The organism is Kaistia sp. 32K (genome assembly GCF_016629525.1).
Classification (GTDB): domain Bacteria; phylum Pseudomonadota; class Alphaproteobacteria; order Rhizobiales; family Kaistiaceae; genus Kaistia.
In genome coordinates this window covers 5,196,101-5,220,080 of record NZ_AP024269.1, presented here as the reverse complement: position 1 = coordinate 5,220,080, position 23,980 = coordinate 5,196,101, and the positions used below count along the sequence as shown (strand labels likewise).

Genomic DNA, 23,980 nt, shown 5'->3' with positions numbered 1-23,980 from the left:
GCTTATTGCCCTCCAGGGGCTGAGTTGTTGAACAGATCCGCACCCAGGCCCTGGGTGTGGAAGAAGTCGCTGGCGAATTCCTTCGGCCAGCCTTGCTGCGCGGCCACCCGCTCGAGCTCTTCGAGCGACATGACCTTGAGTTGATCCTTAGTCGGCTCAGGAGGCCGGCTTGTCGGGCGCCACTTCTCCCGCGTGCGCTGCCTGGCATTGAACGTCGCCAGCGCCCAGCCCTCGCTGTAGCCCCGCTGCGCACCGATGCGCTTGAGCTCTTCCAGGGTCTTGGCGCCCTTGACTTCTTTGCGCTTGGAGGCGCGCATGGCCTCGGCCATTTCCGGGGTGATTTCCTGCAGCTCGCCGTCGGCGTGCTCCAGCTTTCGGGTCTTGGCCTCGACGACCTTGCCGCAGTGCGGGCAGGTCGGCTGCGGCGCGAACACGCCGAAACACCCCTTGCACTGAATCAGGTCTTCGCGGTCGGCATCCTTTTTCTTCTTGCCGGGAACCTTGACCTCGCCTTCAAGCGACCATTCGCGCTCTTCGTCGGCCAGGCCGTGGCGGAAGGTCAGGCCCGCGTGGTCGAGCACGTAGCAGCAGTCTTTCTTCACGCCGGTGGCAGGATTCGTCCACGGCCGCAGGCCGCGACCAATCACCTGCAGGTAGCTGGACAGGGACATGGTTGGCCGCAGCAGGATGATCGCGCTGATCGCCGGGCAGTCGACGCCCTCGACGAGAATGCCGACGAAGGTGACGACCTTGATCTCGCCGGTCTCCAGGCCCTTCATCGCGCGATCGCGCGTCGCCGTGTCGTGCTCGCCGCAGAGCATCACCGCGGCGATGCCGGCGGCATTGAACTCGTCCGCGACGTGCTGGGCGTGCTCGACAGTGACGCACCAGGCCACGGCCGGCGCATTGGGGCAGATGCGCTTGTAGTGAGCCACGGCGCTGCCGGTGATCTTCGGCTTGTCGACGACGGCGGCCAGTTCCTGGGTGTCGAAGTCGCCTTTGCTCTTTCTGATGCCGCTGAGGTCAAGGCGCTCGGCCGGCGCGAAGACGCGGGGCTGCACGAGGAACCCGCGTTCGATCAGGTTGCCGATGGATACGCCCTGCACCATGAAATCGAACAGGCCGCCGGTGTCGCGGCCCAGCGGCTTGCCGTCCAGCCGGCACGGTGAGCCGGTCACGCCGAGCACGATGGCGCCGTAGAACATCAAGGCCTGCACGATCTGGACGTAGGACTTCGCGGCCGACAGGTGGGCCTCGTCGATGACGATCAGGTCGTAGCCTTCTTTCCGGGCAGCGGTCTTGGCCTGCAGAATGGCCTTGGCCTCGGGGACGCCTGCCGCCATCGCTTCTTCCAGCGCGCGGTCGTAGCGTTCCTTCATCCGGGCGACCAGCTTCTCGAGCCGGCGCACCAGGGTCTGCACGGATGCGACCTGCACCTTGGCGACGCGGTTCGGCGTGAACCCGGCCATGATGATCCCGTGATTCACGTCGTAGTCGCGCAGCTTGTTGCTGGCTTGTTTGATCAGCTGGTCGCGGTGGGCCAGGATCAGAACCCGGTTGCCGAGCTCTGCGGCGCTGCGCGCGATATAGCTGAAAATCACGGTCTTCCCGGCACCGGTGGAGAGCACCAGCAACACCGCCCGGCTGCCTGCCCTGAATGCAAGGCGCACGTCTTCGACGGCGGACTCTTGGTAGTCACGCAGTGTAAATGCCATATCAAAGCGGCGCTTTCTCTATAGGTCGCCGCCCCACTGTGGTTGTCGGTTACTTGGAGGCTTCGCGTTCTGCCTTCGCCACGGCCGCTTCGAGCTGATCGACGACTTGAATCGTCTTCGGCGCCTTGGCCTTCCAGCGATCCGGCGTCGCGCGCGCCACGCCAGCCTTCTTGCAGATGTCGCTCAGGTTCAGGCCGGCGGCCTTGCCACGCTCGATGATCGAGTCGAGGCGGCTGTGGAATTCGCCAGTGAATGTGGCGGATTTGGTAGTCATATAAGCTCCGGTTGAGGAATAGTCCGGCAAGATTATCGTATTTGCGCAGTCATTTCCATATTTGCTGCATGCATACGGATGCACTTCAAGTAAATGCCATGACTTTGCGGGTGTTTTAGTTGCACGATAATCTTTTTTGCGCGTAGACTGTGCCCATCCAATACACAACCGAGGAAATTCTTGTGAGCGAACAACAGCTACACGGGCTGGTTGAGCTGACGAACGAGCAGTACCACTCCGGCCCGGGCATCAGCAAAAGCCACCTCGACGACATAGCCCTGGAGACTGGCGGTAGCCCGCTGAACTACTGGGACAAGCGCATCAATCCCGACCGTGAGCCGGAAGAGTTCAAGCACTGCTTCGCGGTCGGCGACGGCACGCACAAGCTGGTGCTGGAGCCTGGCACGTTCGAGCAGACCTACGCCGTCGGCTTCGACAAGAGCGCCTACCCGGATGCGCTCAACACCGTGGACGACATGAAGCAGGAGCTGGCCAAGCGCATGGCGATGACCAGCGGCAGCAAGCCTGAGCTCGCTCGGCGCCTGGTCGAAGAGGAAGGCTACCCGCGAGACCAGATCCTCATGTACCTCGAGCAGGACTACAACGCGACGCTGGGCGAGAAAATCATTATCCCGGCTAAGGACTACAAGGACATGCTCAGCATGCTGCGGGCTGTCGATCGCCACCCATTCGCAGCCGGCCTGCTGTCAGGGGCCGAGGTAGAGCAGTCGTTCTTCATCGAGACCGACCAGAACATCATCGACCACGACACCGGCGTGGTGACGCCCATCCGCGTGCTGCGCAAGTGCCGCACCGATGCGATCACTGCGAGCGGCGGCTGGATCGTCGACCTGAAGACTACGGACAACGTGAGCGAGGACGGCTTCGGCGCCACGATCGCCCGGCGGCGCTACGACATTCAGGCGGCCTGGTATCTGGACATCCTGCGTGACCTGTACGGCTCGGCCGCGCCGCGCGGCTTCGCCTTCATCGCAGCGCAGAAGACCAGGCCCTACGACGTGGCCGTCCACTACATGGAAGCTGACCACCCGGCACTGGCGCGCGGCCGGCGGCTGTACCAGCGCGACCTGCTGCGCATCGTTCGCTGCCGCGAGGAGGGCTACTGGCCCGGCGCCGATGGCGGCGACCTGCTGCAGGTGAAGCTGCCGTATTGGGCCACCCGAGACTTTGAATACGCCTGACGAACTTCTGCCAGGCCCAACCACGAAAGGAAATGAGACCCACACCCATGAAAATCTCCCACCTCAAGATCAGCAACATCCTCGGCATCCGCGAAGCCGAGATCGAGCCCGGGCGCTTCACCGAGATCAGCGGCAAGAACGGCCAGGGCAAGACCAGCGTGCTGGAAGCGATCAAGTCGGTTCTGGAGGGTGGCCACGACGCGACCCTGCTGCGCCGCGGCGCCGACGCCGGCGAGATCGTGCTGGTGCTCGACGACGGCACCACCATCCGCAAACGCGTCACGGCGAAGTCCAGCCCGGTGGAAGTCATCCAGGGCGGCCAGAAGCAGAAGCAGCCCGGCAACATCATCAAGGAGCTGACCGACCTGCTGTCGGTGAACCCGGTCGACTTCCTGCGCGCGCCGAAGAAGAGCCGCGTTCAGGTGCTGCTGGACACCATGCCTATCGCCGTCGACGTCGAGAAGCTGGCACAGATCGCAAACATCCCTGTGCACGCTGACGGCGACACCAACGGCCTGGCAGTCATCGAGGCCGTTCGCAAGCAGGTCTTCGACGATCGCACGGGCACGAACCGCGCGATCAAGGAGAAGGAAGCGACCATCAACCAGCTGGAGCTGGCCATGCCGGACGCGCCAGGCGGCGTGGATGGCAGCGAGGACGAGCTGGCTCAGCAGGTGGTCGCTGCTACGGCGACGAAGGACGCCGAGCTGGAGCGCATCCGCACGAAGCTGGACGGCATCAAGACCAAGAACCAGAGCCAGATCGACGCGATCCGCGAGGAGACGCAGCGCCAGATCGACGAGATCAAGACCAAGGCGCTGAAGGACGTTGAGGCCATCCAGGCCGAGGAGCGCCGCATCGAGGGCCTGGCCGGCCAGCAGCGCGAAAAGGCCATTCAGACCCACACCGACACCGTGACCCCGCTCAACCAGGCGCTGGAGTCGATCCGCAGCAACCGCGAACTGCACGCGAAGCGCAGCCAGACGCTGGAGACCATCAACACGATGGAGAAGGAGCTTGAGGTGCTGGAGGATGACGCCGGCAAGCAGACCAAGGCCCTGGCCGACATCGACAAGTACAAGTCGGAGCTGCTGGACGCTCTGCCGATCCCGGGGCTCGAGGTGCGCGATGGCGAAATCTACCGCGATGGCGTGCAGTTTGACCGTTTAAACACTGCGCAGCAGGTTGACATTGCGGTGGAAATCGCCCGCCTGCGCGCCGGCGAGCTCGGCGTGGTCTGCGTGGACGGCCTGGAGCTGCTGGACAAAGACGCCTTCGAGGCCTTCCGCGAGCGCTGCATCGGCCACGACCTGCAGCTCTTCGTCAGCCGCGTGTCGGATCAAGAATTTCAAGTAAAAACCGATACTCAACTGTAAAATTTGAGTATAATTGCCGAACAATCCATTCAGGAGACAGTAATGAGTCAAGAACTGATCCAGGCAGGTCAGAACCTGCCGGCATTCGCGCAGCGCGCCGGGCTGCCTGCCGGCGTCAATGCTGGCGCCGTAGCAATCGAGGTGGAGCGCGCCGTCGCAGAAGCCAAGGGCCAGATGCAACTGGCCAAGATGTTCCCGCGTGACCTGAACGGCGCATACGCCGAGCTGATGGAAGCCTGCAAGCTGCCCGCGCTGGCCGGCGTTGCGTTCTACTCTGTGCCGCAGGGCGGCCAGAAGGTCACCGGCCCCAGCATTCGCCTGGCCGAAGAGATCGCCCGTGTCTACGGCAATTTCGAGTTCGGCCACCGCGAGCTGTCGCGCATTGAAGCAGGCCCCGGGCCGCGCGAGTTCGGTCGCTCTGAAATCGAGGTCTATGCCTGGGACAAGCAGACCAACAACCGCAGCATCCGGCAGATCACGGTGCTGCACGTGCTGGACACGAAGGAAGGCCCGCGCAAGCTGCGCGACCAGAAGGACATCGACAACAAAATCGCCAACGTCGCCAGCAAGCAGTCTCGCGGCCGCATTCTGGCGATGATGCCGAAGTGGATGGTCGAGGCGGCGATCGAAGAGTGCAAGAAGACCCTGGCCGGCAACAATCAGGAGCCGCTGTCGGTTCGCGCCCGCAAGATGACCCAGGCCTTCGCCACCTACGGTGTCACCACCGAGCATCTGGAGCGCTACCTGGGCCACAAGCTCGACGAGATCCTGCTGGACGAGCTGGCCGACCTGACCGGCGTATTCAACGCCCTCAAGGACGGCACCCCTGCCAGCGAGTTCTTCGGCGCCGAGGAGCCGCAGAGCACCGGCAAGTCCGCCGCTGAAGACCTGGCCAGCGAGGCGAAGGCCGGGGCCGCGGCTGCCGCTCAGCGCCAGCCGCGCCAGAGCCGCCAGCGCGCCGAGCCGGAGAAACCGGCCGAGCAGGAAAAGGCGCCTGAGAGCAAGGAGCCTGAAAAAAACAGCAGCCCCGTGGAAGAGCAGAATGCCGCCGCGCCTGAAGGTGGTGCCCAGCCTGAAGAGCAGGCTGAAGCCGGCGACGTCTTCTAAGGGAAACACCAGCGCCAAGGATGGCCATGCAAGACAAGAAATTCCTGACCCCGACCGAATTGTCGGCGCGATGGGACGGACGGATCACCGTTCGCACCCTAGCAAACTGGAGAAGCAGCCAGTCGGGGCCACGATACCTCAAGGTTGGTGGCGGCGTGCTTTACAGGATCACCGACGTTATCGAGTGGGAAAACAACAGGACGGTTGAAGGAACCAGCCAGTACAGACGATAAAGACTATGGCCGACACGAAGACTTGCACATTATGCAACATCACAAAGCCTACCTCTGATTACCACAAACAGAAGGCGGGCTTGTATGGCGTTACGTCGAAGTGCAAGCCATGCTTGTCGGCCATGGCGCGCCTAAGATACCTTGAGAATAAAGAAAAAATTGATGCACAACAGGCAGAGTACGTTGCTAAAAATTTAGAATTAGTGCGAGCCAGAAGCAGAGCGAGATATGCCAATCACCTTGAGTCTGAAAGGGAAAGGGGCCGGAAGTATCGTGCTCTAAATCGCGAAAAGGAACGATTTAGAGCAACCAGTGAACACACAAAGGCGAGAAGGCGCGCTCGTTACGCCAGCGATCCCTCTCGCTACAATGCGAGATCACGCGAATATCGGCTGAAGAATCCTGATAAAATCAGGGCGATGGCGAAGAAATTCCAACTCGAGAACCTTGACCTATTCCGCCTCTACAAAGCGAATCGGCGCTCCAGCCTGATAAACGCGACGCCCGAGTGGGCAAATCAAGTAGTGATACGCGAATTATATGGTCAAGCAAAAGCTCTTAGCCAGTTGACTGGAATTGAATTTGAGGTAGATCATGTAGTTCCTCTCACTTCAAGACTGGTGTGCGGGCTGCACTGGGAAGGGAACTTACAGTTGCTGACTAGATCGGCCAACGCTTCAAAAGGAAATCGTCACTGGCCCGATATGCCGTGACCCAAAGCGCAACACCGTAACATCCACAAGCCAATATCGCGGCGGTGCCGCATAGGAGAACGCATGAACAAAGCTCAACTGATCAGTGCCATTGCCGAGCAAACTGGCCTGCCCAAGACCCACGTCACCCACGTCATCGAGGCCCAGGCCGAACTGGTGGCCAGCACCCTGCGCGACGCCAACGAAGTGACCCTGTTCGGTATCGGCAAGCTGAAGCCGGTGGAAAAGGCCGCGCGCCAGGGCCGCAATCCGCTCACCGGCGATCCCGTCCAGATCCCGGCTCGCACCGCGGTGAAGTTCGTCGTCTCGAAAGCGCTGAAAGACAGCCTGAACTGATCGGCTCAGGCCGGCACAATCAAAGGCGGGGCCGTTTGGCCTCGCCTTTTCTATGACCTGGCGCAGCCAGGAAGGGGAAGGAAGGTGGAAAAAATCACAGTGGTGCCTGCGCACCCTATCGAGCGCATTTGCCGCATCACGAGCGATTGGCTGGTCAGCGATGACAGCGACGCATCGACGGCCATGCACAAGATCGCGGCTGTGCTGATCGAGTCAGGGCCTCTGGTCGCGCATGCTATCAAGGCCGGCGGCGTCACTCTCGCGTTGTCCCGCGCCAACCGCATCTATGTGGCCGGCCCGATGACGGGCTATCCAGACCTCAACTTCCCGGCGTTCAACGCGGCAGCCGAGGCGTTGCAAGCAGATGGATGGGATGCGGTCAATCCTGCTGACCACGGCATCGTGGATGGCGCCGAGTGGGGCGACTATCTGCGCGCTGACATCGCTCAATTGGCGCAGTGCGAGGCGATCTATCTGCTGCCAGGCTGGCCGCAGTCCAAGGGCGCACAACTGGAGATCACGATTGCCAAGGCGCTTGGTATGAATGTCCTGTATGCGCCGGGAGCAGAGAGCACGACGCACCCAGATGACCCGACGATGCGCTGCAGCGGTCTCGGCACCATTCGGATGGGTGGCGCCTTTGACGAAGCCCGCATCGACGTGATCGGCCAGAACGGCCCGACCGGAGAACACTACCAGCCTGCGCCCACCCTGGGCGAGGTGCTTACGGCGGTCGCCCCTGCAGAGATTTCCGATGCGCTGGCAGGTGGCGACCTGCCGGACGGCCTGACCTGGGAGCAGGCGCCGGAGTGGGCGAATGTGCTGATGAGCAGCACTGGAGGCGATTACTTCTGGGCGGAAGCCTTCAAGCACGGCGTGCGCTACGAGTGGGTGACGCTGGCGTTATCTAAAACCCTCCAGCCCAAGCGCCCCAGCGGCTGGAAGCTGATCGCCACGCGCCCAGCGTTGTGACGCCACCCAGGCCTAACCCACCCACCGACAACAGCGGCGCGCTGCGCCGCTAGGGAATCCTATGAGCTGGAGCCCCCAGCAAGACGCTGCGCTGAAAGCCGTGCGTCAGTGGCTGGCAGACCGGAGCGGCCCGCAGGTGTTTCGCCTCTTCGGGTTCGCCGGCACCGGCAAGACCACTCTGGCGAGGGAGCTGGCCGCCTGCGTCACCGGGCACGTCCTGTACGCCACGTTTACCGGCAAGGCCGCTCTCGTGCTCCGCAAGAAGGGCTGCGATGATGCGAGCACCATCCACAGCCTGATCTACAAGCCGATTGAGGACGAGCTCACCGGCCACACCGAGTTCAAGCTGAACCCCGACAGCGCGCTGTCGATGGCCGGCCTGCTGATCGTGGACGAGGTGTCGATGGTCGGAGAAGACCTGGCGGTCGACCTGCTCAGCTTCGGCACGCGCATCCTCGTGCTGGGCGATCCTGAGCAGCTGCCGCCGGTGAAGGGCGAGGGCTACTTCATTAACGCCAAGGCAGACGTCATGTTGACCGAGGTGCACCGGCAGGCGGCCGACAATCCGATCATCCGCATGAGCATGGACATCCGCGAAGGGCGCGGCCTGCAGCTCGGCACCTACGGCCAGAGCCAGGTGCTGGCGCGCAGCGCGATCAGCAAAGAGGCATTGCGCGAAATGGTGCTGGAGTCCGACCAGCTGATCTGCGGCATGAACAAGACCCGCCAGGCGTTCAACGAGCGCATCCGTGAGCTGAAAGGGCTGGCCGGCCGACTCGACACCAGGCACCCGGTGGCCGGCGAGCGGTTGATCTGCTTGCGGAACAACAAGACCAAGGGCCTGTTCAACGGCGGCATGTGGGAAGTCAGCAGTTCGCATGAGCGCCACGGACGCCTCGAGATGCTTCTGGCATCTCTGGACGAGCCTGGCAGCGTGCCGGTCGACGTGGTGGTGCCAGAGGAGTTTTTCTTCGGCACCGAGCAGGGCCTGGACTGGCGCGAGCGGCGGAAGAATGACGAGTTCACATTCGGCTGGGCGATCACCTGCCACAAGAGCCAGGGCAGCCAGTACGACTATCCGCTGGTGTTCGACGAGTCGTCCGTGTTCCGCGAGGACGCCAGGAAGTGGCTGTACACGGCCGTCACACGCGCCGCTGACCGCATCACGGTGATTGTGTAGGGCACCCGCTCAATCCCTCGGTTTCACCGGGCATCCCGCAATTCCTTGCGCCCTATGTGCGCCCGAAGTTGCGGGAGCGCCCAAGCTGCGCCCGATTGACAGACCGCACTGCGTCGTGCAAAGCCTTGTTCTGTAAGGGATTTTGCAAGGAAGAAATGGCGCGCCCGAAGAGATTCGAACTCCTGACCCCCAGATTCGTAGTCTGGTGCTCTATCCAGCTGAGCTACGGGCGCCTGCCGATTTCGACTGCCTCGGAGCAACACCCCGGGGAGCCGCGCCGGCCGCTGAGGCCGTCGACGAGGGGATTGCTACAGCCTCGTTCTTCCGATTGCAAGCGTCGATTTCGAGGTCCCTGTGGACATCGTTTCTTTCGCCTAGCCGACCCTGGCGCGCGCCGCGAGATCGAAGGCGATCGGCCGGTCGGGAACCGCGATCTCGAACGCGGCGCCCGGACCGTCATGGTCGACCAACAGGATGGTGCCGCCATGGGCGCGGATAATCTCGGAGGCAATCGCGAGGCCGAGCCCCGTTCCGCCCGAGCGAACGCCGCCCTGAAACGCCTGGAAAAGGTGCTCGCGCGCCTTGGGCGAGACGCCGGGCCCGGTGTCGCAGATCCGGATCGTGACCACCGATCCCTGCCGGATCGCCTCGATCCACAGCCGGCGCACGACGGCGGCCTCGGTCTCCCCGTCCATCGCCTGCACGGCGTTGCGGCAGAGATTGAGAATCACCCGGAACAGCTGGTCCGGATCGGCGTCGACCTCGAAGCCCGGCTCGATCCGGCTCTCGAATCGGATGGTCGGGTGCTGGTCGAGGCCAAGCACCTCTGCGACATCATGCGCAATGCGCGTCAGCGCGATGAGGCGCCGCTGCGGATCGCGCTCGCGGGCGCGCCCATAGGCCAGCGTCGTCTGGCAATAGTCGATGGCGCGACCGATGGTGGCGATCAGCTTCGGCGCGAAGCGCTGCACCGCCGGATCCGGCAAGGCCGCGATGCGATCGGAAAAGAGCTGGACGGAGGCGAGCAAGTTGCGCAGGTCGTGGTTGACCTTCGACACGGCGAGCCCGAGATCCGCCAGATGGCGCTTCTGCGCCAGCGTCTCGGTCAGATGCATCTGCATGGCCGCGAGCTTGTCCTCGGCGATGCCGATCTCGTCCGAGCGGCCGCTCGGCTCGATGATCCGCGCCTTGTCCTCCGGATCCTCGGAATAGCGCACCATGGCCTGGGCCAGGCGCCGCATCGGCCGGATCAGCATGTATTGCAGGCTGATGTAGATGAAGAAGGCCGTCAGGATCGAGATCAAGGCGGAGATGATCATCGTGTTCGTCGCGAAGTGCACCATCGCCGCGCGGAGCGGCCGGTCGCTGATGACCAGCTCGAGGCTTCGGCCGTTCTTCACCGGCCCGATGACGCGCAAGGTCCTTGGCTCGCCGGCGACCAGCGTCGAGAGCGCGGCGGCGGCGGATCCGAACATGTCGGTGCGGCGCAGATCGGCGACCTCGTCGACGGTCGGCGGCATCTCGACCGCCGCGAGCAGCCGGGTGACGTCGCCGGTCCGAAGCACGATCGCGGTCGCACCCACGGAAGCCAGGAGGTCGTCCTGGACGCCGCGCGGCACGTCGCTCCACGCCGAGGAGCCGAGCAGCACGCTCGCCGCCTCGGCGGTGGCGAGGCGCTCCTCCAGGAAGCTGACGCGGTAGCCGGAAATTGACGGGACAAACACCGCCACTTCGCTCACCATGACGAAGATCGCGGTCAGAAGGATGAGCTTGAGCGAAAGTCCGAAGGCGTGACGACCCGGGCGCGCGGGCGCGACATCCGGCACGGCGGCTTGCTCGATGACGCCGGATCGACCACGCTTTGCACTGAGGCTCGTCACATTGCTGTCGTTCAATCGGCGCTCCCTCACGGCCGATGACAGGGGCCATGATGCGCCGACCCGCCCCGCTGCGTCAAACCACGGCCGGCCGGGGCGCGCAATGGCGTTCGCGCGACGTGGCGGACTCGCGTTGACTTGGGTGGACCTAGTCCGTATAAGCCGGGCTCACGAGAGCACGCTTCCCGTCATGCCTTGGTTCCGGCCATGGACATGAGGATTTTATCGCCGGGACGGCTCGCTCATCCGAACGATAAACATTGAATTCGAGGGGCCGCCCCGCGCGGTGACGACGCATGAAGCGCACCTATCAACCTAGCAAGCTCGTTCGCGCCCGCCGCCACGGCTTCCGTTCCCGTATGGCGACTGTCGGCGGCCGCAAGGTCATCGCAGCCCGTCGCGCCCAGGGCCGCAAGAAGCTCACTGCCTGATTGGCGGAGGGATAGCCGGCCGGCGCCCGGAAAGGCTTCCCATGGATCGGATGAAGACCATGGATCGTCTCAAGAAACGCGCCGAATTTCTCGCCGTCGCCGGAGGGGCTCGCGCCTCCCGGCGCGGTTTTGTCTTGCAGAAACGCGATCCGGCCGCCGATGCGCCGGACTGCGTGGCGCGCATCGGCTATACCGTCACGAAGAAGATGGGCAACTCGCCCGAGCGCAACCGGATCCGGCGCCGTCTGCGCGAAGCGATCCGCGCCGCGGGCCAGCATGCTGTCGCCGGCACGGACTATGTCCTGATCGGCCGCCGCGCTGCTCTGTCGCAGCCCTTCGATCTTCTCGTGTCAGACCTTATCTCGGGCTTCGACGCGCTGAAGCGCCCGAAGTCCGCGCCGCGACCGCACGAGCGCGGCAAGGAACAAGCCCGGCCGCCGGGCCAAGCGACCTCACCCGAAAGACGTGAACGATGACCGACAACCGCAATCTGATCCTAGCCGTCGTCCTGTCCGTGGCGGTGGTCTTCGGATGGCAGTATTTCGTCGCTGGGCCGAAGCTGGAACAGACCCACCAGGCCGCGCTGACACAACAGCAGCAGCAGCAGGCCGGTCATGACGCCTCGGCCGCCGCCAATGCCGCAGCCCCCGGCGCGACCGCCACGCCAGGCGCGCCCGGTACGCCGGCCGTGGCCGCGCCCGGTACGCTGCTGACCCGCGCCGAAGCCCTGCTCACCTCGCCGCGCGTCGCCATCGACACGCCCTCGGTCACGGGCTCGATCAACCTGAAGGGCGGCCGGCTCGACGACCTGCATCTCGACGGCTTCCGCGAGACGGTCAATCCGAACAGCCCGACCATCATCCTGCTGTCGCCCTCCAATGCGCCGGACGGCTATTTCGGCGAATTCGGCTGGGTCGCCCCCGCCGGTACCGCCGTGCCCGGCCCGGACACGCTGTGGACGGCTCCCGCCGGCGCCAAGCTGACGGTCGAGACGCCGGTCGTGCTGACCTGGGACAATGGCGCCGGCCTGACCTTCACGCGCACCATCTCGGTCGATCGCGAGTTCATGTTCACGGTCAAGGACGACGTCGCCAACGCGACCGGCGCCGCCGTGACGCTGTCGCCCTATGGCCGCGTCACGCGCCTCGGCGAACCGCATGTCGCCGGCTACTACATCCTGCATGAAGGACCGCTCGGCGTTCTCGGCGACAAGGGCCTGCAGGAATTCACCTATAAGGGGCTGCGCAAGGACGGCACGCAGCACTTCGAGGGCATCACCACCGGCTGGCTCGGCATCACCGACAAGTACTGGGCCGCCGCCGTCGTGCCGCGCACCGGCAAGACCTTCGACGCCTCGTTCACCTTCGTCGACGGCGCCACGCCGCTCTACCAGACCGACTTCAAGAGCACGGCCATCACCGTCCCCGCCGGCGGCACCGCCACCGCGGAAGCGCTGATGTTCGCCGGCGCCAAGCAGGTCAACGTCATCCAGAACTACCAGAACAACCTCAAGATCGACCGGTTCGACCTGCTGATCGACTGGGGCATGTTCTACTTCTTCACCAAGCCGCTGTTCTACCTGCTCGACTTCTTCTTCAAGCTGTTCGGCAATTTCGGCGTGGCGATCCTGCTCGTGACGGTCATCGTCAAGGCCGTGTTCTTCCCGCTCGCCAACAAGTCGTACAAGTCGATGAGCGCGATGAAGAAGGTGCAGCCCGAAATGGCCGCCCTGCGCGAGCGCTTCGCCGACGACAAGGTGAAGCAGCAGCAGGAGCTGATGGCGCTCTACAAGAAGGAAAAGATCAATCCGCTCGCCGGCTGCTGGCCCGTGCTGATCCAGATCCCCGTCTTCTTCTCGCTCTACAAGGTCATCTTCGTCACCATCGAGATGCGCCACGCGCCCTTCTTCGGCTGGATCCAGGACCTCTCGGCGCCCGATCCGACGTCGCTCTTCAACCTGTTCGGCCTGATCCCCTGGACGCCGCCGCACATGCTGATGATCGGCATCTGGCCGCTGATCATGGGCGTCACGATGTGGGTGCAGATGCGCCTGAACCCGGCCCCGGCCGATCCGGCGCAGCAGGTGATCTTCAACTGGATGCCCGTCATCTTCACCTTCATGCTCGGCACGTTCCCGGCCGGCCTGGTGATCTACTGGGCCTGGAACAACACGCTGTCGATCGCCCAGCAGTGGGTGATCATGCGGCGCCAGGGCGTCGATGTGAACCTGCTCGGCAACATCATGTCCAGCTTCAAGAAGAAGCCGAAGGACGCCGCCAAGCCGTCCGAACCCACCAAGGCAAAGAGCTGAGGCTCGTAAAAAGGCGCAGCCATGCCCGAAATTGATCAGGAAGAGATCGACCGCCTCGAACGGGGTCGCCTCTTCTTCGCCAAGTCCTGGGACTTCGTGATGAGCGTCCCGTCGATCGAGATCCTGCCGCCGATCGGTCCGGCCGAGATCGCGTTCTCCGGTCGCTCCAATGTCGGCAAGTCGTCGCTGATCAACGGGCTCACCAACCGCATCGGCCTGGCGCGCACCTCGAACACGCCGGGCCGGACGCAGGAGCTGAATTTCTTCACCTCCGGCGACGGCCTGTCGATCGTCGACATGCCGGGCTACGGCTATGCCGAGGCGCCGAAGAAGCTGGTCGATGCGTGGAACCGGCTGATCAAGGACTATCTGCGCGGCCGAGTCAGCCTGCGGCGCGTCTACGTGCTGATCGATTCGCGCCATGGCCTGAAGGCGAACGACAAGCTGACGCTCGACCTGCTCGACCAGACGGCCGTCTCCTACCAGATCGTTCTGACCAAGGTCGACAAGCTGAAGACCGGCGAGCTGGCCCGCGTCAAGGCGGCGACGGAAGCGGCCATCGCCCGGCGTCCGGCCGCCTATCCGACCGTGATCGCCACCTCGTCGGAAACCGGCGAAGGCATGGATCTGTTGCGCGCCGAGATCGCCCAGCTGGCCGGCTGACGATCGCGCCTGATTTCCCGGGCGGTCACGCCCGGCGACCCTATCGCCGTCATTGTTCCGCCATCGCGGAATCGCTATAGAGCGCTGCCTTTGAGCGGAGCGGAGATTTGAGGATGGATATGCGGCCCGAGGACAGCACCGACCCCGTGCTGACCGCACGATTGATCGCCACCGCGCTGCCCTACATGCTGCGCTATGACGAGAAAACGGTGGTGGTGAAATTCGGCGGCAATGCCATGGGCTCGGAAGAGCTCGGCAAGGCCTTCGCCGAGGACATCACGCTCCTGAAGCTCGCCGGCATCAATCCCGTCGTCGTGCATGGCGGCGGCCCGCAGATCAACGCCATGCTGAACCGCCTCGGCATCAAGTCCGAATGGGCGGCCGGCATGCGAATCACCGACAAGGCGACCGTCGAGGTCGTCGAGATGGTTCTCGCCGGCTCGATCAACAAGGAAATCGTCCAGACCATCACCGAGGCGGGCGGCCGCGCCATCGGCCTAACCGGCAAGGACGGCAACATGGTCACGGTGCGGCGGCTGACGCGCACCGTCATCGACCCCGATTCGAACATCGAGAAGGTGATCGACCTCGGCTTCGTCGGCGAGCCGACGCGGGTCCGCACCGAAGTGCTGGAAGTGCTGGCGAAATCCGAGATCATCCCCGTCCTGGCGCCGGTCTGCGCCGGCGAGGACGGCGAGACCTACAACGTCAATGCCGACACCTTCGCGGGCGCAATCGCCGGCGCGCTCGACGCCAGCCGCCTGCTGTTCCTGACCGACGTTCCCGGCGTGCTCGACCGCAACAAGCAGTTGATCAAGGAGCTGACCGTCTCCGAGGCGCGCGCCATGATCGCAGACGGCACGATCTCCGGCGGCATGATCCCGAAGGTCGAGACCTGCATCGAGGCGCTCGACCGCGGCGTCGAGGGCGTCGTCATCCTCGACGGCAAGACGCCGCATGCCGTCCTGCTCGAGCTCTTCACCGAGCGGGGCGCCGGCACGCTGATCAAGCGCTGATGGAAGGCCGGCCCCAGGGCGCGCTTTCGGCGGACCCGGTCGCCGACCGGTTCGCCGACATCCGTTCGTGGGTGTTCGACCTCGACGACACGCTCTACCCCAAGCATACGGGGGTGTTCGACCAGGTCAGCGAGCGCATCCTGCTCTATCTGCAGCGCTTCCTGTCGATTTCGGCGGAAGAGGCGACGGTCGTGCGTGCCAACTTCTACCAGCGCCACGGCACGACGCTGCGCGGGCTCATCGTCGAGCACGGCATGGATCCCGACGCCTTTCTCGACTTCGTCCACGACATCGATACGTCACGGCTCGGGCCCGATCCGGCGCTCGTGGCGGCGATCGGGCGGCTGCCCGGACGCCGCTTCATCCTGACCAACGGCTCGCGCCGCCATGCCGAGCGCATTCTGGCCCGCATCGGCTTCGACAATCCGTTCGACGACATCTTCGACATCATCCGCGCCGATTTCGTGCCCAAGCCGCATCCGGACACCTATCGCCGCTTCCTCGACCAGAACGGCATCGATCCGGCGACGGCGGTGATGTTCGAGGATCTGCCGCGCAACCTCGAAGTGCCGAAATCGCTCGGCATGGCGACCGTTCTCGTCGTGCCGGCGGGAACCGACCAGGTGCCGGTCGAGGCATGGGAAACCACCGCCAAGGCGCCCCACATCGACCATCTGACCGATGATCTCGGCGGATTCCTCGCCCGACTCACGCCCTCGCGCTAGCGCGCCGGCCGCATTCGGTCGTGGCCGAATTGCCACGACGAGCAGTTGTGCACACCCCAACCCGGTTCAGCGGCGGGACGCCGCGAGGCGCTCCGCGCCCGATCCATGCCGCTCTATTGGAGCCGACAGCGCCAAACCAATGTCAGTCGGACGCTGCGTCAGCTCTCAGCAAGACCTTGCGGCATCGCAATCAAGATCTGTAATAATAAGACTTACAATATAGATCAGCATTCTTGAATTGTAATAGATCCGATTTTCTACACTTCGTTGACAACAATCCAACCACAACCCTAAGCAGGCGCCGAACTTCCAGCAGCCAGCGAGTTTTTGCGCAAGAAGCCAGCAACTGGTCTCCCCTTTCCACCGATGGAGGCTATCTTGCACCCTCGCGCCGTGAGCGTGGCTCACCTGCTGCTTTCAACCGCAATCGTTTCGTCGTCCATGATTTTGCTGGGCACCGCCACCGCCCGGGCGCAGAGCGCTCCCACGGCCAACGCTGACGCCCAGACGGAGGAAACCGACGAGGCGGCCCGCAAGAAGAAGCGCGAGGCGGAGAACTCCGGCATTCTCGAGCCGATCACCGTCACGGCCGGTGCCGTGATGGACGCGCCCTACATGACGCCGGGCGGCGTCAGCGTCGTCGACGGCAGCGTCGTGCAGGAGAAGTTCGGCGGCGACGCCAACGCGATCGTCCGCTCGATCCCCGGCACTTTCACCCGCATCTCGTCCAGCCAGCCCGGCATCGCCGTCAACATCCGCGGCTTCGAATCCGATGGCCGCGTCAAGACGATGATCGACGGCGTGCCGCAGACCTTCCGCAATACGGCCGGCCACGCGTCGTCCGGCGGCGAACTGCTCTACATGGACACCATCCTCCTGGCCGGCATCGGCGTCGAGCGCGGCGCCGTCAGTGGCGCCAACGGCATGGGCGCGCTGGCCGGCGCCGTCAATTTCCGCACCCTCGACTTCGAGGACGTCGTCCTCGACGGCAAGGACTATGGCGTCATGACCCGGCTCAAGACCGGCAGCAACGGCTACGGCTTCTCCAGCATGATCGCCGGCGGCGCCCGCGCCTCGCTGCCGGAATTCGGCACGGCGAGCCTGATGGGGGCGCTGGCTTACAGCGAGCACGAGAACTACCGGCGCGGCGATAACGGCGTCATGAACACGCCCGACGCCAGCAATTCGCCGACCTCCGGGCTGGTCAAGCTCCACTATCAGCCGAACGGCGAGCACGATCTGAAGCTCGGCGGCCGCTGGTACGACAACGCCTTCATCGTCTCGGGCTATGACTGGGGCGTAAAGAACGCGACCTACACGGCCAACTACGCCTACCAGCCGGACAGCAAGTGGATCGACCTCAAGGTCAACGCCTTCTACAACAAGACCGACATGGTCTACGACCCGACCTTCGGCGGCTCCTATCGCTATCGCGAGAGCGAGGCGGTCGGATACGGTTTCGACGTCGCCAACACCAGCCGCTTCGACCTCACCGACGCCATCGGCCTCAACTGGACCTATGGCGCCGCCTACACCTCGGACGACTACGTTACCAACAACTATCGCGGCGCCAATCCGCCGGGGAAGATGGAGAAGGCGCGCGCCTTCTCCGACGTCACGGTGAACTGGGGCATGTTCGACCTGACGGGCGGCCTCAACTACGACCACTGGACGCTGGCGGGCCATCTGAGCCCCTGCACGCCGAATGTCGGCTTCTGCCCGCCCACGGGCGGCAATGTCGACGTCTCGCGCGACGGCTCCTCGCTCAATCCGAAGATCACGCTCTCGGCCAAGCCGTTCGACTGGCTGCAGCCCTATGTCACTTACGCCCACACCTACAGGCCGCCATCGGCGCGCGAGGCGCTCTGGGCCCTGGTGCCGATCGGCGCCGGCATCGGCGGCGGCCAGTACTCCAACTTCTATCTCGAGCCGGAGACCAGCAAGGGCTGGGAAATCGGCGCCAACGTGCTGAAGAACGACATGCTGCTCGCCAAGGACGCGCTTCGCCTGAAGGTCAATTATTTCGACATGGCGATCGAGAATTTCATCGTCAACAACCTGATGTCGTTGCCGAACGATCCCTATGAGCGGGCGATCTGGGTCAATGTGCCCGGCACGACGCATTCGCGCGGCGTCGAGATCGAGGGCGGCTACGACGCCGGCTTCGCCTATGTGAATGTCGGCCTGACCTTCGCCGACAACAACCAGCCGGTCGGCTGGGGCGCCGGCATCGGCAATGGCGACACCACTTTCCTGCCGGAGGACTATTCGACCGTCGATGTCGGCTTCCGCCTGTTCGACAGGGCGCTGACGATCGGCGGCAAGATGAACCGGGTCGGCGGCAGCAAGTTTGCGACCGGCTTCGGCGATACCGGCGAGAAGGACGGCTACACGCTCTACGACCTCTACGCCTCCTACAAGGCGAACGAGCATGCGACCGCCTTCGTCAACGTCGAGAACCTGACCGACGTCGCCTACAGCCCGGCCGTCTCCGGCGATTCGACCGCGATGACCGGTCGCGGCCGCACCATCGTCGGCGGCGTCACGCTGCAGTTCTGATCGCCTTTCTCTGCCGCCCTTTCCTGCCGCCCGTCCCTGCCGGCCACCCCTGCCGGCAGGGACATAATTCTTCCGCCCCCCGATCCTCCTCTCGACCGCCGGGGACGACCGTTTCCCGCAATTGGAAATCGCCGCGGTTGCAAAACCGGCCCTTCCCTGCCTTGCGCGTTGACTTCCCGGCATTGCCCGATATCGTCCCGGCCGAACCATGCCGGCTAGCCTCCGCCGGACGCCGTCTAAATTCCAGGGATTGATGATGACCACGCACGACCTCGCCGCCCTCCGGACCACCGTCGAAGCCGCCTTCGAGGATCGCGCGAATGTCAGCCCGGCAACGCAGGGCGCCCTGCGCTCGACGGTCGAGACGACGCTCGGACTGCTCGATCGCGGCGAGGCGCGCGTCGCCGAGAAGATTGACGGCGAGTGGGTCATCAACGACTGGCTGAAGAAGGCCGTCCTGCTCTCGTTCCGCCTGAATGACATGGCGCCGATCCCCGGCGCGCCGAACGGCTCGACCTGGTGGGACAAGGTGCCGACCAAGTTCGAGGGCTGGGGCGCCGACGAGTTCAACAAGGCCGGCTTCCGCGCCGTGCCGGGCGCCATCGTCCGCCGCTCCGCCTATATCGCGCCGAGCGTCGTGCTGATGCCATCCTTCGTCAATCTCGGCGCCTATGTCGACACGGGCACCATGGTCGACACCTGGGCCAGCGTCGGCTCCTGCGCCCAGATCGGCAAGAACGTCCACCTTTCCGGCGGCGCCGGCATCGGCGGCGTGCTGGAGCCGCTGCAGGCAAACCCGACCATCATCGAGGATAATTGCTTCATCGGCGCCCGCTCCGAGATCGTCGAGGGCGTCATCGTCGGCGAAGGCTCCGTCATCTCGATGGGCGTCTTCATCAGCGCCTCGACCAAAATCGTCGACCGCGAAACCGGCGAGATCCATATCGGCCGCGTGCCGCCCTATTCCGTCGTCGTCTCCGGCTCGCTGCCCGGCAAGAACCTGCCGAACGGCCAGCCCGGCCCGTCGCTCTATTGCGCCGTCATCGTCAAGAAGGTCGACGCCAAGACCCGCTCGAAGACCAGCGTGAACGAACTGCTGCGCGACTAATGCATTTCGCCGTTTCACCAACGGCGATATGCATTAGCTCCTTTCCGGTTCGCGTTTTCTTCACGCGAACCGGCACCCATTTCGCTTGAAAACGCTCCGGCAGGATCCATCGCCATGGTCAACGATCCGGTTCGCCTCCTGCAAGACTTGATCCGCTGCCAGTCGGTGACGCCGGCGGAAGGCGGGGCGCTCGCCTATCTGGAGAGCGTCCTCACGGCGGCGGGCTTCACCGTCGATCGTCCGGTCTTCTCCGAGGCCGGCACGCCGGACGTCGAGAACCTGTTCGCGACCATCGGCTCCGGCCCGCCCCATTTCGTCTTCGCCGGCCACACCGACGTCGTGCCGCCGGGCGACACGGCGCACTGGAGCCATGACCCGTTCGGCGGCGACATCGTCGACGGCATGCTCTACGGACGCGGCGCCGTCGACATGAAGGGCGGCATCGCCGCCTTCGTCGCCGCCGCGCTCGATTTCCTCGGGGACGACGGCCTGAAGCAGGGCACGATCTCGCTGCTCATCACCGGCGACGAAGAGGGTCCGTCAATCAACGGCACGCCCAAGCTGCTCGCCTGGGCGACCGAGCGCGGCCACCGCTTCGACGCGGCGATCGTCGGCGAGCCGACCAATCCGCAGGCGCTTGGCGATGCGATCAAGGTCGGCCGGCGCGGCAGCCTTTCCGGCACGATCACAGTCCAGGGCCGGCAGGGCCACGTCGCCTATCCGCACCTCGCGATCAATCCGATCCCGCAGCTGACGACGCTGATCCGCCGCCTGACGGCCGAGGCGCTCGATACCGGCAGCGAGCGCTTTGACGCCTCGAACCTCGAATTCATCGGCCTCGAGGTCGACAACACGGCCTGGAACGTCATTCCGGCCGAGGCCCAGGCCCGCTTCAACATCCGCTTCAACGACCAGTGGACGCGCGACACGCTGGAAGCCTGGCTGACCAGCCGGCTGGAAGAGGCCGCGCGCGGCACGATCGAGTTCGAGCTCGATCTCGTGCCCGGCGGCAGCGACAGCTTCCTGACGCACTCGGAGACGCTGATCGGCACGCTCTCCGGCGCCATCGAGCGGTCAACGGGACGCCAGCCGGCGCTTTCGACGAGCGGCGGCACCTCCGACGCGCGCTACATCAAGGACTATTGCCCGGTGATCGAGTTCGGCCTCGTCGGCCAGACCATGCACCAGATCGACGAGCGCGTCGCCATTGCCGATCTCGCCATCCTGAAGGATATCTATCGCGGCTTCCTCGATCAGTATTTCGCGTAAGGTGGCGGCGGGATGATCAACTCCCAGACATCCGGCGCGCTTCTGGGCGCGCTGGAATTCTTCCTCGGCCGGCGCGAGGGACTGCGGCGCTTTGATTTCAGCCTGGACGGCTTCTGGCGCTCCTTCAGCGCCATTCTCTACGTTCTGCCCTTCTTCGCCATCAACATCGCCGTCGAGCATCGCCTGCGGGCGCCCGACGTCATGGTGACGGGGCCGTCCGACGGGCTGTTCGTGCTGTCGCGGCTGCTCGATCTCGGTCTCGACTGGGTAATGATGCCGCTGCTCCTGGCCGCCTTCGCCAAAAACCTCGGCATCACGCGGACCTACGCGTCCTATATCGTCGTGCGCAACTGGGCGTCCGTCGTCATGTCGGCGCCGCAGGCGCTGATCGCGCTGCTGACCGGCCTTGGCCTGATCCCGCTCGAATTCGCCGCCGTGCTGTCGCTCGCCGTCGTCGGCGTGATGCTGCGCTATCACTACCAGATCGTCGGCGCGACGCTCGGCGGCTCGGTCGCCTTCCGGGCCGGCCTCGTCGGCGCGGACCTCGCCCTAAGCCTCATCCTCAGCGGCATCTTCAGCAATCTGTTCGGCGCCTGAGCCGTAGTCCACCTGGACCAGGTAGAGCCCGCCGGGCGGCGCCACCGGGCCACAGGCCTTGCGGTCGCGCGCTTCGAGCACCTCGCCGACGCGCTCGAACGGCCACTTGCCTTCGCCGACCTTCTTCAGCGTGCCCACCATCGACCGCACCTGGTTGTGCAGGAAGGAACGGGCGGAGACGCCGAACAGGACGTGATCGCCCTCGCGGGTGATCTCGATCCGTTCCAGCGTCTTCATCGGGCTTTTCGCCTGGCAATCGGCCGAGCGGAAGGTGGTGAAATCATGCCAGCCGAGCAGCAGGTTCGCCGCCTGCTGCATCGCCTCGATGTCGAGGTGCTTGCGCACGTCCCAGACGCGGTTGATCTCCAGCGCGGCCGGCGCGCGACGATCGAGAACACGGTAGATGTAGTGCCGCTTCACGGCCGAGCGTCGCGCGTCGAAATCGTCCGGAACCGGTTCGGCCTCGATCACCGCGATCGGCTCGGGGCGCAACTGGGCGTTCATCGCATCGCGGATGCGCAGACCCGTCCAATGGCCGGAGAGATCGAAATGCGCCACCTGGCCGGTCGCATGCACGCCGGAATCGGTGCGCCCGGCGCCGAAGGTCAGGGCCGCCTCGCCGGAAAAGCGCTCGATCGCACCTTCCAGCGATTGCTGCACCGACGGCGCATTGGCCTGTCGCTGCCAGCCGGAGTAAGGCGTGCCGTCATATTCGATCAGGAGCTTGTAGCGGGGCATCGCCCGACCTAGCCGACGACGTCGCCGGGCGCAACCGCTGCTCCGCGCAAAAACTCCGTGGCGCGCAGCGGCTTGCCGCCGGCGCGCTGCACCTCGACCAGTCGGACCGCGCCCTCGCCACAGGCGATCGTCAGTTGGTCGTCCAGTACGGCGCCGGGCGCGCCGGAGCCCTCGACGCGGGTCGAGCGCAACACCTTGACCCGCTCGACCTTGCCGCCGAGCGTCATCTCGCACCAGGCGCCGGGAAAGGGCGACAGGCCGCGAATGTGGTCGTGGACCCGTTTCGCCGGCAGCGTCCAGTCGATCCGCGCCTCGCCCTTGTCGATCTTGGCGGCGTAGGTGACGCCCTCTTCCGACTGCGGCACGCTGTCGAGGCCGCCGCGCGAGGCGGCGGCGAGCGCGCGCACCATCAGATCGGCGCCGAGACGCGCCAGCTTGTCATGCAGGTCGCCGGTGGTGATGTCAGGCGCGATCGCAATCTTCTCCACCATGGCGACCGGACCGGTATCGAGGCCGGCTTCCATGCGCATGACCATGACGCCGGTCTCGGCGTCGCCGGCCATGATGGCGCGATGGATTGGCGCGGCGCCGCGCCAGCGCGGCAGCAGCGAGGCGTGCAGGTTGAGGCAGCCCTCGCGCGGCGCATCGAGGATCGGCTGCGGCAGGATCAGGCCGTAGGCGACCACCACGGCGACGTCGGCGTCGAGCGAGGCAAAGGCCTCCTGCTCGTCGGCGCCCTTCAGCGATTTCGGCGTGAAGACGGGAATGCCGAAGCGTTCCGCCGTCTCCTGCACGGGCGACTTGCGCTCGGCCATGCCGCGACCGGCCGGACGGGGCGGCTGCGAGTAGACGGCGACGACCTCATGCCCCTGGCCGATGATCTCGACAAGCGTGGGCACGGAGAATTCGGGCGTGCCCATGAAGACGACGCGGAGGCTCATGTCTGCCTCACATCTCGTCGGGGGTGTGCGACTTGAATTCCGGCCGGATGCCGGTCTTGGCGGCCTTGACGAACTTCTTGATCACCATGTCGCGCTTCAGCCGCGACAGGTAGTCGATGAAGAGCTTGCCATCGAGATGGTCGATCTCGTGCTGCACGCAGGTGGCGAGGATGTCGTCGGCCTCGATTTCCTGCAGCTTTCCGTCGCGATCGAGATAGCGGATCCGCACGGAGGCGGGACGCTCGACCTCGGCATAATAGTCCGGGATCGACAGGCAGCCCTCTTCATAGACGGAGCGCGCGTCGGACGAGGTCAGGATCTCGGGATTGATCAGGAACAGCGGCGCGGGCTCGCTGCCCTCCTCGCGGCCGGAAACGTCGATGGTGACGACGCGGCGCGGCACGCCGACCTGGATCGCGGCGAGGCCGATGCCCGGCGCCTCGTACATCGTCTCCAGCATGTCGTCCATGAAGCGGAGCAGTTCGTCGTCGATGCGCTCGACCGGCTCGCTGACGAGCCTCAGCTTCGCGTCCGGCAGGGTGATGATGTCGAGTAGGGCCATGAAAACCTCGGATTGAGCCGTTTCAGATAAGAGATGCGGCCGGGGCGGTCAACGAGGAATGATGGACAGGGCCGC

At 64.7% G+C, this 23,980-nt stretch carries 24 protein-coding genes and 1 tRNA gene; 18 read left to right on the top strand and 7 right to left on the bottom strand.

The window, feature by feature from the left end:
- Window positions 1-2: 2 nt before the first annotated feature.
- The gene (locus K32_RS24100) at window positions 3-1,715 is read right to left on the bottom strand and encodes a DEAD/DEAH box helicase (protein ID WP_201401906.1); all 1,713 of its coding nucleotides are present in this window, start codon (window positions 1,713-1,715) and stop codon (window positions 3-5) included.
- Window positions 1,716-1,764: 49 nt separating this feature from the next.
- Window positions 1,765-2,019, bottom strand: a complete 255-nt coding sequence (locus K32_RS24095) for a hypothetical protein (RefSeq protein ID WP_201401905.1) — start codon at window positions 2,017-2,019, stop codon at window positions 1,765-1,767.
- Between the two features lie 152 nt (window positions 2,020-2,171).
- Between K32_RS24095 and K32_RS24090 the strand changes: the two genes are divergently transcribed.
- The 8 genes from K32_RS24090 to K32_RS24055 all read left to right on the top strand — a co-directional run bounded on the left by K32_RS24090 (window position 2,172) and on the right by K32_RS24055 (window position 9,108).
- Window positions 2,172-3,191, top strand: a complete 1,020-nt coding sequence (locus K32_RS24090; RefSeq protein WP_201401904.1) for a PD-(D/E)XK nuclease-like domain-containing protein — start codon at window positions 2,172-2,174, stop codon at window positions 3,189-3,191.
- A 47-nt stretch (window positions 3,192-3,238) separates the two neighbouring features.
- The gene (locus K32_RS24085) at window positions 3,239-4,567 is read left to right on the top strand and encodes an AAA family ATPase (RefSeq protein WP_201401903.1); all 1,329 of its coding nucleotides are present in this window, start codon (window positions 3,239-3,241) and stop codon (window positions 4,565-4,567) included.
- A gap of 42 nt (window positions 4,568-4,609) precedes the next feature.
- Entirely contained in the window at window positions 4,610-5,674 is a 1,065-nt protein-coding gene (locus tag K32_RS24080) for a hypothetical protein (protein ID WP_201401902.1), read from the top strand.
- A 26-nt stretch (window positions 5,675-5,700) separates the two neighbouring features.
- Window positions 5,701-5,907, top strand: coding sequence for a DNA-binding protein (locus tag K32_RS24075; protein ID WP_201401901.1), 207 nt, complete (start codon window positions 5,701-5,703; stop codon window positions 5,905-5,907).
- A gap of 5 nt (window positions 5,908-5,912) precedes the next feature.
- On the top strand, window positions 5,913-6,620 hold the full coding sequence (locus K32_RS24070) for a hypothetical protein (RefSeq protein WP_201401900.1): 708 nt from the start codon (window positions 5,913-5,915) through the stop codon (window positions 6,618-6,620).
- A gap of 21 nt (window positions 6,621-6,641) precedes the next feature.
- The gene (locus tag K32_RS24065) at window positions 6,642-6,956 is read left to right on the top strand and encodes an HU family DNA-binding protein (RefSeq protein WP_371813057.1); all 315 of its coding nucleotides are present in this window, start codon (window positions 6,642-6,644) and stop codon (window positions 6,954-6,956) included.
- Between the two features lie 84 nt (window positions 6,957-7,040).
- Window positions 7,041-7,928, top strand: coding sequence for a DUF4406 domain-containing protein (locus K32_RS24060; protein ID WP_201401898.1), 888 nt, complete (start codon window positions 7,041-7,043; stop codon window positions 7,926-7,928).
- 61 nt (window positions 7,929-7,989) lie between these two features.
- A complete protein-coding gene (locus K32_RS24055) occupies window positions 7,990-9,108 on the top strand; it encodes an ATP-dependent RecD-like DNA helicase (protein WP_201401897.1) in 1,119 nt (372 codons plus the stop codon).
- Window positions 9,109-9,264: 156 nt separating this feature from the next.
- Here the strand turns inward: K32_RS24055 and K32_RS24050 are convergent.
- Together K32_RS24050 and K32_RS24045 are read right to left on the bottom strand one after the other, a co-directional pair.
- A tRNA-Arg gene (locus K32_RS24050) sits at window positions 9,265-9,341 on the bottom strand.
- Between the two features lie 141 nt (window positions 9,342-9,482).
- Window positions 9,483-11,003 (bottom strand): HAMP domain-containing sensor histidine kinase, encoded by a 1,521-nt coding sequence (locus K32_RS24045; RefSeq protein WP_201401896.1) that lies wholly within the window; start codon window positions 11,001-11,003, stop codon window positions 9,483-9,485.
- A 278-nt stretch (window positions 11,004-11,281) separates the two neighbouring features.
- On the opposite strand from K32_RS24045, the gene rpmH reads away from it, so the two are divergent.
- The 10 genes from rpmH (at window position 11,282) to K32_RS23995 (ending at window position 21,664) form a co-directional block, all read left to right on the top strand.
- Window positions 11,282-11,416, top strand: a complete 135-nt coding sequence (gene rpmH / locus K32_RS24040; RefSeq protein WP_201401895.1) for a 50S ribosomal protein L34 — start codon at window positions 11,282-11,284, stop codon at window positions 11,414-11,416.
- 41 nt (window positions 11,417-11,457) lie between these two features.
- Entirely contained in the window at window positions 11,458-11,892 is a 435-nt protein-coding gene (gene rnpA, locus K32_RS24035) for a ribonuclease P protein component (RefSeq protein ID WP_244669732.1), read from the top strand.
- Window positions 11,889-13,727, top strand: a complete 1,839-nt coding sequence (gene yidC, locus K32_RS24030) for a membrane protein insertase YidC (RefSeq protein ID WP_201401894.1) — start codon at window positions 11,889-11,891, stop codon at window positions 13,725-13,727. Before rnpA ends, yidC begins: the two co-directional genes overlap by 4 nt.
- A gap of 21 nt (window positions 13,728-13,748) precedes the next feature.
- Entirely contained in the window at window positions 13,749-14,390 is a 642-nt protein-coding gene (yihA, locus tag K32_RS24025) for a ribosome biogenesis GTP-binding protein YihA/YsxC (protein ID WP_201401893.1), read from the top strand.
- Between the two features lie 113 nt (window positions 14,391-14,503).
- Complete coding sequence (gene argB, locus K32_RS24020) at window positions 14,504-15,406, top strand: acetylglutamate kinase (RefSeq protein ID WP_201401892.1); 903 nt, start codon at window positions 14,504-14,506, stop codon at window positions 15,404-15,406.
- Window positions 15,406-16,131 (top strand): pyrimidine 5'-nucleotidase, encoded by a 726-nt coding sequence (locus K32_RS24015; RefSeq protein ID WP_201401891.1) that lies wholly within the window; start codon window positions 15,406-15,408, stop codon window positions 16,129-16,131. The genes argB and K32_RS24015 overlap by 1 nt, the downstream gene beginning before the upstream one ends.
- A gap of 441 nt (window positions 16,132-16,572) precedes the next feature.
- A complete protein-coding gene (locus K32_RS24010) occupies window positions 16,573-18,690 on the top strand; it encodes a TonB-dependent receptor domain-containing protein (RefSeq protein ID WP_201401890.1) in 2,118 nt (705 codons plus the stop codon).
- Between the two features lie 256 nt (window positions 18,691-18,946).
- Complete coding sequence (dapD, locus tag K32_RS24005) at window positions 18,947-19,798, top strand: 2,3,4,5-tetrahydropyridine-2,6-dicarboxylate N-succinyltransferase (protein WP_201401889.1); 852 nt, start codon at window positions 18,947-18,949, stop codon at window positions 19,796-19,798.
- Between the two features lie 114 nt (window positions 19,799-19,912).
- Complete coding sequence (gene dapE, locus K32_RS24000; RefSeq protein ID WP_201401888.1) at window positions 19,913-21,067, top strand: succinyl-diaminopimelate desuccinylase; 1,155 nt, start codon at window positions 19,913-19,915, stop codon at window positions 21,065-21,067.
- A gap of 12 nt (window positions 21,068-21,079) precedes the next feature.
- Window positions 21,080-21,664: a hypothetical protein gene (locus K32_RS23995; protein WP_201401887.1), complete on the top strand. Its 585-nt coding sequence runs from the start codon at window positions 21,080-21,082 to the stop codon at window positions 21,662-21,664.
- Here the strand turns inward: K32_RS23995 and truA are convergent.
- The 3 genes from truA to def are packed head-to-tail and all read right to left on the bottom strand — an operon-like array spanning window position 21,617 to window position 23,905.
- Entirely contained in the window at window positions 21,617-22,402 is a 786-nt protein-coding gene (truA, locus tag K32_RS23990) for a tRNA pseudouridine(38-40) synthase TruA (protein WP_201401886.1), read from the bottom strand. The two genes, K32_RS23995 and truA, sit on opposite strands and share 48 nt — an antisense overlap.
- Before the next feature lie 8 nt (window positions 22,403-22,410).
- Entirely contained in the window at window positions 22,411-23,343 is a 933-nt protein-coding gene (gene fmt / locus K32_RS23985) for a methionyl-tRNA formyltransferase (RefSeq protein ID WP_201401885.1), read from the bottom strand.
- 7 nt (window positions 23,344-23,350) lie between these two features.
- Window positions 23,351-23,905 carry a peptide deformylase gene (gene def, locus K32_RS23980; RefSeq protein WP_201401884.1) on the bottom strand — a complete coding sequence of 185 codons (555 nt, stop codon included), beginning with the start codon at window positions 23,903-23,905 and terminating at the stop codon, window positions 23,351-23,353.
- Window positions 23,906-23,980: the final 75 nt, after the last annotated feature.

What these genes read in the sequence shown, in the direction of transcription:
- K32_RS24100 (WP_201401906.1), bottom strand. Translation starts at nt 1,715, where the DNA reads ATGGCATTTACACTGCGTGACTACCAAGAGTCCGCCGTCGAAGACGTG.
- K32_RS24085 (WP_201401903.1), top strand. Translation starts at nt 3,239, where the DNA reads ATGAAAATCTCCCACCTCAAGATCAGCAACATCCTCGGCATCCGCGAA.
- K32_RS24080 (WP_201401902.1), top strand. Translation starts at nt 4,610, where the DNA reads ATGAGTCAAGAACTGATCCAGGCAGGTCAGAACCTGCCGGCATTCGCG.
- K32_RS24075 (WP_201401901.1), top strand. Translation starts at nt 5,701, where the DNA reads ATGCAAGACAAGAAATTCCTGACCCCGACCGAATTGTCGGCGCGATGG.
- K32_RS24070 (WP_201401900.1), top strand. Translation starts at nt 5,913, where the DNA reads ATGGCCGACACGAAGACTTGCACATTATGCAACATCACAAAGCCTACC.
- K32_RS24055 (WP_201401897.1), top strand. Translation starts at nt 7,990, where the DNA reads ATGAGCTGGAGCCCCCAGCAAGACGCTGCGCTGAAAGCCGTGCGTCAG.
- rpmH (WP_201401895.1), top strand. Translation starts at nt 11,282, where the DNA reads ATGAAGCGCACCTATCAACCTAGCAAGCTCGTTCGCGCCCGCCGCCAC.
- rnpA (WP_244669732.1), top strand. Translation starts at nt 11,458, where the DNA reads ATGGATCGGATGAAGACCATGGATCGTCTCAAGAAACGCGCCGAATTT.
- yidC (WP_201401894.1), top strand. Translation starts at nt 11,889, where the DNA reads ATGACCGACAACCGCAATCTGATCCTAGCCGTCGTCCTGTCCGTGGCG.
- yihA (WP_201401893.1), top strand. Translation starts at nt 13,749, where the DNA reads ATGCCCGAAATTGATCAGGAAGAGATCGACCGCCTCGAACGGGGTCGC.
- argB (WP_201401892.1), top strand. Translation starts at nt 14,504, where the DNA reads ATGGATATGCGGCCCGAGGACAGCACCGACCCCGTGCTGACCGCACGA.
- K32_RS24015 (WP_201401891.1), top strand. Translation starts at nt 15,406, where the DNA reads ATGGAAGGCCGGCCCCAGGGCGCGCTTTCGGCGGACCCGGTCGCCGAC.
- K32_RS24010 (WP_201401890.1), top strand. Translation starts at nt 16,573, where the DNA reads ATGATTTTGCTGGGCACCGCCACCGCCCGGGCGCAGAGCGCTCCCACG.
- dapD (WP_201401889.1), top strand. Translation starts at nt 18,947, where the DNA reads ATGACCACGCACGACCTCGCCGCCCTCCGGACCACCGTCGAAGCCGCC.
- dapE (WP_201401888.1), top strand. Translation starts at nt 19,913, where the DNA reads ATGGTCAACGATCCGGTTCGCCTCCTGCAAGACTTGATCCGCTGCCAG.
- K32_RS23995 (WP_201401887.1), top strand. Translation starts at nt 21,080, where the DNA reads ATGATCAACTCCCAGACATCCGGCGCGCTTCTGGGCGCGCTGGAATTC.
- truA (WP_201401886.1), bottom strand. Translation starts at nt 22,402, where the DNA reads ATGCCCCGCTACAAGCTCCTGATCGAATATGACGGCACGCCTTACTCC.
- fmt (WP_201401885.1), bottom strand. Translation starts at nt 23,343, where the DNA reads ATGAGCCTCCGCGTCGTCTTCATGGGCACGCCCGAATTCTCCGTGCCC.
- def (WP_201401884.1), bottom strand. Translation starts at nt 23,905, where the DNA reads ATGGCCCTACTCGACATCATCACCCTGCCGGACGCGAAGCTGAGGCTC.